This window comes from Desmospora profundinema, assembly GCF_031454155.1.
In the GTDB taxonomy this organism is placed as follows: Bacteria; Bacillota; Bacilli; order Thermoactinomycetales; family DSM-45169; genus Desmospora; species Desmospora profundinema.
The window spans coordinates 134,548-148,037 of sequence record NZ_JAVDQG010000001.1 but is presented as its reverse complement, the minus strand read 5'-3'; the positions used below and the strand labels follow the sequence as shown (position 1 = coordinate 148,037).

Sequence of the window (13,490 nt, the reverse complement as noted above, 5' to 3'; positions counted from 1 at the left end):
TCGCTATGCCGCTTTTTGCAAGAGATCGAAGACAACCCGCCAGCCCGACCAACCCACGCTCCTATACACTCTTCGTACAAATGCAACTGTAGTACTAAGACTAATCCGAGCGAAACATATGATAGCGGCGGCAATGCTCCATCCATCGTTGAACCATGGAAGGGTTGGAAGCAAAATGCAAATGGGTGTATCCTGCCAACAGGGAGCCGGCAGCATACCCTTCCCGGTGACTCCCCCGCCTCCCCTGGCTCTCATAAGCATACGGGGGATCCGGCAGGGTGAGGTCCAGGGTGGAATAATGAAATTCGTGTCCCCGAGCCGTCTCCCCTTTTTTTAAGAGGACGGTATCGCTTAACGCCCGTACCTCCCGATAACCCAGAGCCGCCAGCCGTTGCTGCATTTTTACTACGGCAGGAATGACGCCCACCATCGGATAGGTTTCTCCCGTATGCGTAATCATCCTTTCACACAAATACATGTAGCCCCCACATTCCGCATAGGCGGGCATCCCTTTTTCAATCCGCTCCCGGATGGAGGCTTTTACCTCATCCTCCCGTGCCAGACGGTCGACAAATTCTTCGGGAAATCCGCCTCCGATCATTAGACCGTCCGCCTCTTCCGGGACTTTCTCCCCTTCCAACGGCTGAAAGAAGCGTAAATCCGCCCCCATTCTCTCCAGCAGATCCAAATTTTCCGGGTAATAAAAATTAAAGGCGGCGTCACGGGCAACGGCGATGATCGGTTGATACTCCTCCACTTCCCGAACCGGCAATGAAAAGAGGGCGGAATCCGGTTCCGCCAAGGGAGGAGCCTGGTTTGCCAATGCCTGCAATTGATCCAGATCCACGTTTTTCTCCACCACTTCCGCCAGTGTGTCGAACAACGGATTCAGCTCCCCCCGTTCCACCGCCGGTACCAACCCGAGGTGACGTTCCGGAATCTGCAGCCGTTCATCCCGACCGAGCCATCCCACCACCGGAATGTTGCATTCTTGTTCAATCGCTGCCTTTGCCAGCCGGTAATGGCCTTCGCTGCCGGCTCGATTCACGATGACTCCCGCAATCGGTACCCGATCATTCAGATTTTGATACCCCATGACGACAGCGGCGGCGCTTCTTGCCATGCTGTGAATATTGACCACCAAGATGACCGGACTCTCCAGGCGGATCGCGATATCGGCCGTGCTGCCCTCGTCGCGCAAAGGATCCTTGCCGTCATAGAGCCCCATCACCCCCTCGATCACCGACAAATCCGCCCCTTCACTTCCCTTCAGGAAAATCTCTTTCATCCGATCCGGTTCCACCATCCAGGTGTCCAGATTGCGGGAGGGGCGGCCGGTGACCACCGTGTGATAACTGGGATCGATATAATCCGGACCGATCTTAAACCCCTGCACCTGTCGATTTCGACGGGAGAAAGCGGCCATCAGCCCCAAGGTGAGGGTGGTCTTCCCCACACCGCTGCCCGTGCCGGCAATGATGAGGCGGGGGCGAGTCTGCATCTTCATCGGACGCCCTCCCTTTGGTTCGCGTGATCCACCATCGCAATGGATATCGTGACGTTGCCGGACTTTTTCTTCTCCAGCAACCAGTCACGGGCCCCGGCGGAAAGAAGAGCGGCAGGCTCGCTTACGCCATAAGCACCGGTGTATTTATAAACCGTCTCCGAGGGATTTTTCAGCTTTACCCGATTTAGTTCATCGGGGGAATAGACGGTCAACGGCCATCCGTATCGATCGCACAAAGCCAGAAGTCCCGGTTCATCCTTCTTTAAGTCGATGGTGGCGATGTTGCGAACACTTTTATGGGAAAATCCACACTCTTGCAGGGACTCCATCACCACTGACTCGATCTCTTCCAGGGATGTCCCCCGGTTGCACCCGATTCCCAATACGATCACTTTGGGCCGGTATAGGACGCCGTTGCTTAAAAAGGCCTGCTCCTCCTCTGCACTCAACAGACGGTGAGTGACGACCAAAGCGGCGTGGAAGGAGGCCGTATTCGCTTCTTTCGTGGAACGATACACCCGGATATGGGATGGGAGAGGTTTTTCATAGGTCCACCAGCCCGTTTCCCCCGACTCCTGGATCAAGGCCACCGGTTCTTCGTTGACGACGGCAGCGCTCACCGGGGTCGCCCGTTCAAAACTCTCGATTTCCCAACCGAAGGAATGACCGAATAAATCCACGGGTATCGTCTGCTGCACGTCGGACGCTGTGGTGATGACCGGACGCGCCTCCAACGCTGCCGCCACCTGCCGGGTTAATTCATTGGCCCCTCCCAGGTGGCCCGACAGGACACTGATGACATGTTCCGCCCGATCATCCACCACAACAACGGCGGGATCGGTCTTTTTGTCCTTCAGGATCGGGGCGATCATCCGCACCACGGCTCCCAGAGAGATGAAAAGAACCAGACCGTCATAGCGGCGAAACAGTTCAGGCAGGATCTTGCGGACCGATCCGGTAAAAAAGCGGATCCCTCGCTCTTCTTCATCCCCTTGCTTAAACTTTTCCATATAATAGAGGTCACCGTTTGGAAGCGCCTCCGCCAGCTTACGGCCCAGCTGCACCCCATGTTTGGTGATCGCCGCTACGGCCACTTTGCCGCTCATGGCCGGTTCGCCCCCTTTCGGTATCCGTGGGTAAAGGTTTTGTCATACAGCTTGGAACGATAAGCCTGTCCCCGTTCCGCCAGCTTTTCGTCCAAAGCCCAGCCAGCGAGAATCATGGCATGACTGCGGATGCCGGCCCGCCGCAGGTCTTCGTCCAAGTGACGGAGGGTGGAACGGACAATCCGCTCATCCGGCCATGTCGCCCGCTGGACGACGGCGACGGGTGTCTCCTCTGACCAGCCGGCATCCAACAACTCCCGCACCACTTTTTTGGTCAGAGTCGCACTTAAAAATAAAGCCAGGGTGGCATGATGGGAAGCCAAATCCCGCAGTTTCTCCTTTTCGGGAACCGGAGTCCTGCCTTCTGCCCGGGTGAGGATCACTGTCTGCGTCAATTCGGGGACCGTCAGTTCCGCCCCCAGCACGGCTGCCGCCGCAAAAACCGAGCTCACCCCCGGTACGATTTCATAAGGAATGGAACGGTTTTTCAACTGTGCCATCTGTTCGAAAATCGCCCCGTAAACCGCCGGATCCCCGGTATGGATGCGAGCGACGCTCTTTCCCTGCTCTACCTGGGACGCCATCCGTTCCACGATTTCCTCCAGGGCCATACCGGCACTCTTCAGGATCAGGGCGTCAGGCCGGGCACGGGCGATCAGATCCTCATTTACCAGGGAATCGGTGTACAAAACCACATCCGCTCCTCTTAAAATCCGTTCTCCCTTGACGGTGATTAGGTCGGGATCCCCCGGTCCCGCTCCCACGATGTACACTTTGGCTTCCAAGACATTCATTTTCTCACCACCATCAACGTCAGATAGCCGGGGTTCTGCCCTTTGAGCTCTTCCACCCGCCTCCAGATCCGCTCCTGGTCGGAGGTGACTTTAGCCGCCACCATCGCCCGGTCGGTTAATTCCATCTCTTTCAGGAGGTCGATCATGAGATCCATCACTTTGGCCACTTTGAGAAACACCACGGCGTCGTGATCCTGGAGAGCCTTTTTCATCCGCTCCCGATCCTCCGTCGCCGGGATGATCGCCACCTGCTCGTCCCCGTCGGCCAAGGGAAGATCGAGACGGGAAGCCGCTCCATTGATGGAGGAAATCCCCGGCACCGAAAAAACATCCACACCGGGGTGTCGTTGTCGAAGGCGGCGGCTCAGATGGATGAACGTGCTGTACAGCATGGGATCTCCCTCCGTCACAAAAGCGACGTTTTTGCCTCGGGAGAGGTGTTCCCAGACAGCGTCCACGGTCCGATCCCACTCCCTCTCTAGCACTTCCCGGTCGCGGGTCATGGGAAAGACCAGCCCCAGCATCTCTTTTTCCGTCGGGTTGATGTAGGTTTCCGCAATCGTCAGGGCATAGCTTTTTTCTCCCATCCGTTTCTTGGGGTACGCGATCACCGGCGTTTCCTTCATCAGCCGAAATGCCTTGACCGTAATCAGTTCCGGGTCTCCCGGTCCGATTCCCACCCCGTATAACTGGCCGATAACAGCCGGTTCCGCTTGTACACTCACTTGTTTTCCTCCTTCTTACGATCTTCCTCCCGAAATCCGCAGATGATGTAGACGGGATTCAGCCCTTCCAACCGCGTCATGGAGAGAATCGGCTTGCTGCGGGCAGCCTGCAGCATGGTGATTCGAAAAACCAACCCCTCCTCCCGAAAAAAATCCAGGGTCCGGGTCAACGTTTCTAAAGTGGCGGCGTTGACCACGATCCGTCCTGCCGGTCGTAACTGTTTCGCACAGAGTCGGATTAAGTCACCCAACTCCCCGCCGCTTCCACCGATAAAAACCGCATCGGGATCCGGCCAATCCTCCAGTCCTTCTGGAGCTTTGGCGTGCAAGACGGTAAAGTCGGTGCGGAACTTGATCCGGTTGGCTTCGATGTTTTCAAGGTCCGCCTCATTTTTCTCCACAGCGAACACCTGCCCGAACGGGGCCAGTTTGGCCGCTTCCACCGAAACGGAACCCGACCCGGCCCCGATGTCCCACACGACGCTGGTCGGGGCCAGCTTCATCTCAGACAGGCTGATCACCCGTACTTCCTTTTTCGTGATCAGCCCTTTCTCCGGCTTGCGCTGTGAAAAATGGTGATCGTCGATCCCCAGTTCCCAGCGTGGCGACGCAAATCCTTTCGCCCGCTTCAAGATGACGACATTGAGGGTCGAAAAATCGGCGGTCGCCATCTCATGCAAATCCAGCCACCCGCACCGCTCTTCAGGACCGCCCAGATTCTCCGCCACAAATGCCCGGTACTCATCCATCCCGAACCGGAGCAGATAGCGGGCGATTGCCGCAGGTGTATGGAACTCGTCCGTCAATACCGCCACCGTTTCCTTTCCATCCAGCCGCTGGGCTAATCCCTGCATGGTTCGACCGTGGACACTCTCCACGTGAGCCTTTTGCCAACTTTCTCCCATACGGGCAAACGCCAATTGCAACGAACTCAGATGAGGATGAACCTCCACGTTCTCCACACCCAACACCCGTACCACCAAACCGGCCACTCCATAAAACAGGGGGTCGCCCGAGGCCAGTACGACCACCCGGCGGGTGGTATTGAAACCGGCAATCCGTTCTAAAGTGGCACGGATTCCTTTTCCAAGGATGATCTTCTCTCCTGGATGCTCCGGGAAGAACGCCAACTGCCGCCCGCCCCCCGCCAATACTTCCGCCTCTTCGATCCATTGACGGTAATGAGGAAACAGTCCGTTTTTCCCGTCATCTCCGATCCCGATCACTTTCACTTTGTTCATGGAGCCATTTCCGCCCTTCCCAGCCATTCTCCCTTCATTTTCACCAGCACCGTCTCCAGATGGAGGCCGCCTCCCACATGGCGGGATGCCTGGCGGCAGACATAGCGGCTCAAGGTGGAAAAATAATCGGAATACCCCGCTTCTTCCATCAGTTGCCCCGCTTGGGTGGCGGTATTGGCTCCTCTTACTTCTTCCACCAAATCGAAAGGCGCCCCCACCTCCTCCGCCACCGCCGCCAGAAAGCCGAAGTCGACCGGTGCACTTTTGGAATGAACCATCATGACGCCCTGAGCCACTTTTGAAAACTTCCCCATCATACCGACGAGCGTTACCCGTTTTGCCTCTAACCGCTTGGCGTGTTTTAAGGCAAATCCGACGAAATCCCCCATCTGGATGAAGGCTTCGGACGGTAGGTCGGGGTACAGCTTCATCGCATGCTTTTCACTGCTTCCGCCTGTGGTTAGTACCAGATGGTCGCAGCCATTGGCGCGGGCAACGGAGATCGCCTGGACCACGCTGGCCCGATAGGCGGAGGTGGAAAAAGGGACGACCGTCCCCCTCGTCCCCAGAATGGAGATTCCGCCCACAATTCCCAGTCGTTCATTCAAAGTTTTTTTTGCTATTTCCTCTCCTGCGGGCACGGAGATCACCACATGCACTCCCCGCTCCTCTCCCAGTTCCGCCAACACTTCCGTTACAACCTGAGCAATCATCTTCCGCGGTACCGGATTGATGGCCGCTTCACCCACCGGGACCGGCAATCCCGGTTTGGTCACCCGGCCCACGCCAATCCCTCCGTCCAAATGGAGACCTTTCTTTCGCACCCAAGCCACCGTTGAGACGATCTTCGCCCCATGAGTGGCATCTGGATCATCCCCCGCGTCCTTGATGACACTGCAGGCGGCGCTCCCTTCGGAGAAGCTGGTTTCCTCGATGGAGAAAGCAACTCTCCGGCCGACGGGCAGAAGGATATTCACCTCTGAACAGGGGCTACCCGTCATCAGAGAGAGGAGCGCCGCCTTCGTCGCAGCGGCGGCGCAAGCTCCCGTCGTATAACCGTGACGCATCTTGGCCGGGTCCTTCTCTTCCGCCTGCTTTTTCATCGCCTCTCCCCAATCTTATCCCTTAACGGCTAAAAGGGATAAAGCGTTGACAGCCGCCACCGCTGTGGGGCTTCCTCCTTTCCGACCCTGATTGGTGATAAAGGGAATGTCCAATTTTGCCAGCTCTTCCTTGGACTCAGCCGCGGAGACAAATCCGACCGGCACCCCCACGATCAGGCCTGGACGGGCGGTTCCTTCCTTCACCAAGCGAATCAACTCCAGCAACGCAGTGGGGGCGTTGCCGATGGCGAAAATGCCTCCTTCCGCCTCCCGCACGGCTTTTCGCATGGAAACAATGGCCCGGGTGGTTCCCAGGCGTTTCGCCTCTTCCACCACGTCGGAATCGGAGATGTATACACGCACACCACCACCGAACTGCTCAATGCGGGGTTTGCTGATTCCTACTTGAACCATCTGCACATCGGCGACGATGGGACGCCCCTTCCGAATCGCCTCCACTCCGGCTTGGACGGCACGGGGGTGAAACAACAGGCTCCTGCCCAGTTCAAAATCGGCTGAAGCGTGAATCACCCGCTGAACCACCGGAAACTGCTCCTCCGTAAAGGGGTGAGTGCCCAATTCCTCCGTAATCATCTGAAAGCTGAGATCCTCAATTTCCTGCGGGCGGGTGGTAACCGGTTTAAATCCTTGTGACATGGTGGTTGCTCCTCTCCTGTTTGCCCAGCTCCGCCAAGACGGCCTCCATCTCGGTGAACACCCGATCATAGTCGAGGCGCGGACGGGCGATCAGAATCACATCCAAACCCATGTCCAACGCCGAACCGACTTTCTCATCCACCGCACCGGCTTGTCCGCTTTCCTTGGTGATCACCGTCGTCACCCCGTAATGGCGGTAGAGGGCTCGATTTAGTTCTTCGCCGAAAGGACCCTGCATCGCGATGATATTTTCCTGTTTGATACCGAGGGCCTCACACTTATCCAGATTCTCTCTGCGGGGGAGCATCCGGGCGACCAGCCGGATTTCCGGCTTCTCCAAAAGGACTTCTGTGAAGATTTGCAGGGTTTTGCTCCCGGTAGTCAGCAACACCACCCCCGGACGCCTCGCTGCTTCTTCCGCCGCTTCTCGGTAGGAAAGCACCGATTTTAACCGGGGGTGGTTTCCATAGCGTCCGGCGGGCCGTTCATACCGGATATAGGGAACACTTGCTTTTCGGGAAGCTTTCATGGCATTTTCGGATGCTTCTTCGGCAAAAGGGTGGCTGGCATCGACAACAGCCGTGCAGCCGTGCTCCCGGATCAGCGCCGCCATCTGAAGCGGGTCCAACCGTCCCACCCGGACCGGAATTCCCGCTTCCTCCAACCCTTCCGCCCCATGCTCCGTCACTACAGTGGCCAACAAAGCATACCCCGCATCCTTTAACCGCTTGGCCAGTTCCTTTGCGTCACTGGTGCCCGCCAAAAATAAAATCACCGCATGCACGCTCCTCCCATAGGGGTTGCCGGGATCGGGTTATCCGTGGGTATGACCCTGTCCATGATGATGGTGGTGGTCATGGTGGTGATGATGATGCTCGGCCGCTTCCGCCTGCTCGGCCAGGAAACGCCAATCGGCGCCCCCCGTCTGTTCCACTTCCCGTACCCGCTCCAGCAGCACGGGAATCAGTCCTTCATCCAACCCCAGATAGGAACCCATGGTTACAAAAAAGTCAGGGTGACCGCAAGAAAAACGAGCCAGCTTCTCCTCCATCCGCTTAATCAGCACACCCGTGAACAAAAAGTACGGCAACACGATACATGTACGTGCCCCCAGCCGCTGACACCGCTCCAACCCCTCTTCAAACAGCGGATCCGTCACGCCGATAAACGCGGTTTCCACCCATTTAACCGGGTGTTGTTCCCAAAACAACCGGCTGATTTTATATAAATCACTGTTGGCATCCGGATCGCTTGAGCCCCTGCCCACGAGTAACACGGCCACATCGTGCCGCTCATCCTCTTCCTCGCCGGTCGGAAGGTTCATCTCCTCCAGCCTTCGGCTCAGGATGGACAGGATGCCTTTATCCACTTCAAAGGGACGGCCATACCGAAATTCCACTTGCGGGTATCGACCCCGGGCCTCTTGGATGGAGAGGGGGATATGCACTTTGGCATGTCCGGCGGAAAACAGCATGATGGGAATGACGGAGATACGGGTGGCCCCTCGTTCTACACAGCGGGCGATTCCCTGAGGGATGTCCGGAAGGGCCAATTCCAAAAAACAGGTCTCAATCACCGGTGTCATGAGGTGACGGGACACTTGATCAGTAAACTGGAGCAGTTCGGCATTCCCTTCCGGGTCTCTGCTCCCGTGCCCCACAAACAGAACAGCATCCATACAGATCTTCCTCCCCGCCGGGTGACCGGCTTTTTTAGACCGACTCGTTATTCACCGCAAGCCAATTCCGGAATCGTCGGTTTGGGGGCATCGGCGTGGCGGAAACCCGCCACGACTCCCACACGCTTAAAATACTTGTTGAACCGTTCATTGGGGTTTCCCTTTTCCGCGTATTCCCGCACCACCTGCTCCACAGCTTCCACCAGCGCTTCCGGTGTGAGCCCTTCCGCCACACGCTGAGCCGCATGAGCATTGCGTCCGATGTTTTTCCCTCCCAGAAAGAGATCGAAGCTTCCGCGGCGGAACACGATGCCGATTTCCTCCGTCACCGCTCCGTAACAAGCCATCGCGCACCCGTTGAACCCGATCTTCAATTCTTTGGGGACAGTGAGCCCGCCAATCCGCCGATTCAGTTCCTCAGCGAAGGGAATCGACTCTCCCTTATCCCCGTGGCAAAAGTCGCAAGCTTTGATCTGGACGGTGTCCCCAACGGGATTTAACAGCAGTCCTTCTCCCGTCAGGCAGTCGATGATCTCCTGCGGCGAATCCGTAGGCACTCGCAACAAGATCTGGTGATGGGGAGTGTATTCGATTTCCCCCTTTTCCCCGGCCAATTCCGCCAGCAGCTTCATTTGTGCGGGTGTCCATTTTTTCTCGGCCAACCCGGAAGAAACGGCCACTTCGAAGATGGAGACGACAGATGCCGTCTCGCTTGAAGCATCGGCCAGGGCGGTGGTCTGGACCTTGCCTTTCGCCTCCAGGATGGAAAGGGCCTCCATCGCCAAGGCGGGTAAGTTCGGCTTCTCCACCTCCACTTTGGCAGCGGAGATGGAACCGGTCGGATCTTGTCCGTTCTTCCCGCTCAGACTCCCTTCAAGAGCCCAGGGCTCCGCTTCCGGCTTCAACCGCTGATGGGGTTTTAAATCCTGAATGGTGGAATCCAGTGTATACTTGCGCTGATAGCCCCGGGGAGTAATCATTAAGCCGTGGTGGACAAAGGTGCTGGAATTACCGATGATCACCGTTGTCAGCATCCCGATGTCATGCTCCAGCATCCGCTCCAGTGTGGTCAAAACGACATGCTCCCGCTCCCGATAGGCGCTTTTTATCAGCCCGACGGGAGTATCCGCCGCCCGATGCTCCAGCAGGATCCGCTGGGTCTCCACGATTTGTCGCGTTCGCCGACCGCTCTTGGGATTGTACAGGGCGATGACAAAATCGGCGACGGCAGCAGCTTCAATCCGGCGGGCAATCGTCTCCCACGGGGTGAGATGATCACTCAGACTGATGGTACAAGCATCGTGCATCACCGGAGATCCCAGCAGGGACGCACAAGATTGGATCGCGGAGATCCCGGGGATCACTTCCACTTCCACCCCTGTATCGGGGTGCCACCCTTTTTCGATCAGCACCTCATAAACCAGGCCCGCCATGCCATATACACCCGCATCTCCGCTAGAAATGACGGCCACCTTTTTCCCCTCTTCCGCCAGCCGCACGGCTTCCTGTGCCCGGCTGACTTCCTCCGTCATGCCGGTACGGACGATTTCCTGATCGGTTAACAGTCCGCGGATAAGATCGACATACGTGTTGTAGCCGACGATCACATCGCTTTCGCCGATCGCTTGCCGGGCACGTCCACTCATATGATCGAAATGCCCCGGCCCGAATCCGATCACCAACAGCTTTCCGTTCACACGGTTTGCCATGATTGCACCCCCAGACTCGATTTTTCAGGCAGATTCCGTACCTCTACTAGTACTACAGTTGCTTTTGTACGAAGAGTGTATAGGAGCGTGGGTGGGTCGGGCTGGCAGGCTGTCTTCGATCTCTTGCAAAAAGCGCAAAGGATCGCAGCCATCCCACCACCCTCCCTTCTCACATCTGCACCTGCGCTTATAAGCACAACCGTAGTACTAGGGCGTGTCTAAACAATCCGTAGCGCGAGATCCCGGGTCGGTTGGCTGTCTTCGTTTCGTTGCAAAAAGCACATAGCGAGACCGGGAGCGAAGTGACCCAGGCGAGACTTGTGCTCTGTGAGTGCAAAGGCGAACCAAAAGCCATACCGACCCTCCCTTTTACTCACGGAAGATTGAATGACCCAGACAGACCCTAATCTTGCAATTGTATTGGCCACTCGATCCCCATGCTCTACCTTAAAAATAACTCGGTCGTTTTGACATCACCCGCTCCAGAATTTGTTTTCCGTCTTTGTTCCATGCGTGGCAGAGTCACTCCGCCGGAAAACAAATTCTTCCGCTCATCTTCTTAAACTCAAAACCCTTCTGATTTGACCGTGCGGCATGAGGGCTACGTACTCGTCCTTTTAACAGGCGACTGCCCCCGAAAGACATCCCTGCCCCGGATATATTGGATGTCCTCTTGTTGTTCCCTGGCGTTGGCGGCACGGGCCAAGGCGAAGAAAAAGTCAGACAACCGGTTCAGATATCGGCGGGCTTCTCCGTTGATCTCTCCCTGCAGGGTCAGGGTGACGGCACGACGTTCCGCCCGCCGCACCACCGTACGACAGATATGGAGCGCCGATGCGATGGAGGTTCCCCCCGGCAGGATGAATTTTTTGACCGGCGGTGCCTCCGCCAGGAATTCATCCACCCATCCTTCCAACCGTTCCACCTGTTCAGCCGTGGTTTTGTACGGACGTTTTCCCTTCACCACTGCCAGGTCTGCACCCACATCAAAAAGTTCCTGCTGGATTTCCGTTAAGATTTCGATCATGTCGTCATATCGTTCCGCATCCCTCTCTCTCATCCGGGCGATGGCATCCCCGACGAAAGAGTTGGCCTCGTCAACGGTGCCGTAAGCTTCCACCCGCACATGATCCTTAGAAACCCGGGCTCCGATCACCGATGTCTCGCCGGCATCCCCCCGGCGCGTATAAATTCCCATGGTTTCAACCTCCCTTTCATCCGGTATGTGAAGTTTTTTCATCCAAGATCTGATACAGCCGCGGGATGTCGACATGTCGGCGCACATGGTCAGCCAGCCGATCGAAGGCCGCTTCCCGCCGGGCAGCGTGAGAACGGGATGGCTGAAGGGGTGCCCAGCCCTTTTCCCTCCGAAGCTGATTCAACCATGCCCGGCGGAAACCATCGTTGTCAAAAACACCGTGTAGATAGGTCCCCCATCGGCGGCCGTCACGGGAAATCCATCCTTCCCCACGAGGATTTTCACCGTCGGCCGCCACCCGGAACAATGGGCCACCCGACTTCCCGCCGGAAATGGGTTCGGTTATTCCCATATGAATCTCGTAACCTTCCACCTTCTCCTGCCGCAGAGACTGCCAGACCTCTTCTCCCCAATTTGTCAGAACCCCCCGAACCCGAACCGTCCGCTTTTCCGGCAAAAAGGTAGTGTGTAGCGGAAACAATTCCATTCCCTTTACTTGACCATGGCGGGATTCCACTTGTAACGGATCCTTCAACTCCATACCCATCATCTGATATCCGCCGCAGATGCCGACGATATGCCCTCCCTGCCGCGCTCGGTCTTGGATCGCTCCCGCCATCCCCATCCGCACCCAGTGCAACCAGTCCTCCACCGTATTTTTGCTGCCGGGTAAGATGACGACATCGGGAGAACCGAGTGCTTCCGGATGACCCACATATCGGAGTGCGACATCCTCTTCCTTTTCCAGCGCGTCAAAATCGGTAAAGTTGGAGAGATGGGGATGACGGATGACGGCGACCTCAATCCGGTCATCTCTCTCGTTCTTTTTCAGGACAGGCCTCCTGTCCAGGGACATGGAGTCTTCCGCTTCCAGATCCAGATCCGGAAGGAAGGGAATCAACCCCAGTACCGGCTTTCCCGTCCGCTCCTCCAACCACCGGATGCCGGAGTGGAGGAGGGAAGGATCACCGCGAAATTTATTGATCAGAATACCGGCGATCAGATCCCGCTCTTCCGGTTCCAACAGTTCCAAAGTCCCTACGACCTGGGCAAACAGACCGCCCCGGTCGATATCCCCCACCAGCAGGACGGGAGATTGAAGCCATCGGGCAATCCGCATGTTGACGATTTCCCGATCTTTTAGATTGATCTCCACCGGGCTGCCCGCTCCCTCGATCACGATCACGTCCGCTTGCTGTTCCAACCGATGATAGGATTCCTGCAAGATCGGCCACACTTTTCGGGTGAAATCCCGATAAGAAGAAGCGTCCATATCCATATGGGGTTTGCCTCTAACGACGATTTGAGAACGCATGGAACCGGTGGGCTTAATCAAAATCGGGTTCATATCCACCGTCGCCGCCATTCCGCAGGCTTCCGCCTGCACTCCCTGTGCCCGTCCGATTTCCCTTCCATCCGGTGTGACGTAGGAGTTAAGGGCCATATTCTGAGATTTGAAGGGCGCGACACGAAGTCCATCCTGCTTAAGAATTCGGCACAAAGCCGCCGCCAGTACACTTTTGCCCACATCGGAACCGGTTCCTTGAATCATGATCTTTTTTTTCATTCCGTTCTCCTGTTACTTTCATCGCCTTCCCTTATGGTGAATCCGATTAGATCTCGTTCCCCTTCAGGTATATAATCTTTTTTTCTTAGCCTTTTACGCTGAGTAGCGGTCGGCTTGGTTTTCCGTCTCCGTTCTAATGCGTGGCAAGACACTACGCTGGAACCCCCCCTTCTAGGGAACACGATCGATATCGGAAACGGGGGCC

At 56.6% G+C, this 13,490-nt stretch carries 12 protein-coding genes; all 12 read right to left on the bottom strand.

Features of this window, described 5'->3' with window-relative positions; all coding sequences use genetic code 11:
- Nucleotides 1–100 precede the first annotated feature (100 nt).
- Entirely contained in the window at nucleotides 101–1,501 is a 1,401-nt protein-coding gene (locus JOE21_RS00640) for a cobyrinic acid a,c-diamide synthase CobB (RefSeq protein ID WP_374709305.1), read from the bottom strand.
- Nucleotides 1,502–1,503: 2 nt separating this feature from the next.
- Nucleotides 1,504–2,613, bottom strand: coding sequence for a cobalt-precorrin 5A hydrolase (locus JOE21_RS00635; protein ID WP_309861028.1), 1,110 nt, complete (start codon nucleotides 2,611–2,613; stop codon nucleotides 1,504–1,506).
- Nucleotides 2,610–3,407, bottom strand: a complete 798-nt coding sequence (gene cobM / locus JOE21_RS00630) for a precorrin-4 C(11)-methyltransferase (protein WP_309861025.1) — start codon at nucleotides 3,405–3,407, stop codon at nucleotides 2,610–2,612. The genes JOE21_RS00635 and cobM overlap by 4 nt, the downstream gene beginning before the upstream one ends.
- A complete protein-coding gene (gene cobI / locus JOE21_RS00625) occupies nucleotides 3,404–4,132 on the bottom strand; it encodes a precorrin-2 C(20)-methyltransferase (protein WP_309861023.1) in 729 nt (242 codons plus the stop codon). Before cobI ends, cobM begins: the two co-directional genes overlap by 4 nt.
- On the bottom strand, nucleotides 4,129–5,373 hold the full coding sequence (gene cbiE, locus JOE21_RS00620) for a precorrin-6y C5,15-methyltransferase (decarboxylating) subunit CbiE (protein ID WP_309861022.1): 1,245 nt from the start codon (nucleotides 5,371–5,373) through the stop codon (nucleotides 4,129–4,131). Before cbiE ends, cobI begins: the two co-directional genes overlap by 4 nt.
- Nucleotides 5,370–6,476 (bottom strand): cobalt-precorrin-5B (C(1))-methyltransferase, encoded by a 1,107-nt coding sequence (locus JOE21_RS00615; RefSeq protein ID WP_309861020.1) that lies wholly within the window; start codon nucleotides 6,474–6,476, stop codon nucleotides 5,370–5,372. The genes cbiE and JOE21_RS00615 overlap by 4 nt, the downstream gene beginning before the upstream one ends.
- A gap of 15 nt (nucleotides 6,477–6,491) precedes the next feature.
- The gene (locus tag JOE21_RS00610; RefSeq protein ID WP_309861015.1) at nucleotides 6,492–7,133 is read right to left on the bottom strand and encodes a precorrin-8X methylmutase; all 642 of its coding nucleotides are present in this window, start codon (nucleotides 7,131–7,133) and stop codon (nucleotides 6,492–6,494) included.
- The gene (gene cobK / locus JOE21_RS00605) at nucleotides 7,117–7,908 is read right to left on the bottom strand and encodes a precorrin-6A reductase (protein WP_309861012.1); all 792 of its coding nucleotides are present in this window, start codon (nucleotides 7,906–7,908) and stop codon (nucleotides 7,117–7,119) included. Before cobK ends, JOE21_RS00610 begins: the two co-directional genes overlap by 17 nt.
- A 39-nt stretch (nucleotides 7,909–7,947) precedes the next feature.
- On the bottom strand, nucleotides 7,948–8,811 hold the full coding sequence (locus tag JOE21_RS00600) for a sirohydrochlorin chelatase (protein WP_309861008.1): 864 nt from the start codon (nucleotides 8,809–8,811) through the stop codon (nucleotides 7,948–7,950).
- A gap of 47 nt (nucleotides 8,812–8,858) precedes the next feature.
- Nucleotides 8,859–10,508: a precorrin-3B C(17)-methyltransferase gene (cobJ, locus tag JOE21_RS00595; RefSeq protein WP_309862374.1), complete on the bottom strand. Its 1,650-nt coding sequence runs from the start codon at nucleotides 10,506–10,508 to the stop codon at nucleotides 8,859–8,861.
- 613 nt (nucleotides 10,509–11,121) lie between these two features.
- Nucleotides 11,122–11,718 (bottom strand): cob(I)yrinic acid a,c-diamide adenosyltransferase, encoded by a 597-nt coding sequence (locus tag JOE21_RS00590; protein WP_309861004.1) that lies wholly within the window; start codon nucleotides 11,716–11,718, stop codon nucleotides 11,122–11,124.
- Nucleotides 11,719–11,734: 16 nt separating this feature from the next.
- Entirely contained in the window at nucleotides 11,735–13,285 is a 1,551-nt protein-coding gene (locus JOE21_RS00585) for a cobyric acid synthase (protein WP_309861001.1), read from the bottom strand.
- Nucleotides 13,286–13,490 lie beyond the last annotated feature (205 nt).

What these genes read in the sequence shown, in the direction of transcription:
- JOE21_RS00600 (WP_309861008.1), bottom strand. Translation starts at nt 8,811, where the DNA reads ATGGATGCTGTTCTGTTTGTGGGGCACGGGAGCAGAGACCCGGAAGGG.
- JOE21_RS00615 (WP_309861020.1), bottom strand. Translation starts at nt 6,476, where the DNA reads ATGAAAAAGCAGGCGGAAGAGAAGGACCCGGCCAAGATGCGTCACGGT.
- JOE21_RS00640 (WP_374709305.1), bottom strand. Translation starts at nt 1,501, where the DNA reads ATGCAGACTCGCCCCCGCCTCATCATTGCCGGCACGGGCAGCGGTGTG.
- JOE21_RS00585 (WP_309861001.1), bottom strand. Translation starts at nt 13,285, where the DNA reads ATGAAAAAAAAGATCATGATTCAAGGAACCGGTTCCGATGTGGGCAAA.
- cobM (WP_309861025.1), bottom strand. Translation starts at nt 3,407, where the DNA reads ATGAATGTCTTGGAAGCCAAAGTGTACATCGTGGGAGCGGGACCGGGG.
- JOE21_RS00590 (WP_309861004.1), bottom strand. Translation starts at nt 11,718, where the DNA reads ATGGGAATTTATACGCGCCGGGGGGATGCCGGCGAGACATCGGTGATC.
- cbiE (WP_309861022.1), bottom strand. Translation starts at nt 5,373, where the DNA reads ATGAACAAAGTGAAAGTGATCGGGATCGGAGATGACGGGAAAAACGGA.
- JOE21_RS00635 (WP_309861028.1), bottom strand. Translation starts at nt 2,613, where the DNA reads ATGAGCGGCAAAGTGGCCGTAGCGGCGATCACCAAACATGGGGTGCAG.
- JOE21_RS00610 (WP_309861015.1), bottom strand. Translation starts at nt 7,133, where the DNA reads ATGTCACAAGGATTTAAACCGGTTACCACCCGCCCGCAGGAAATTGAG.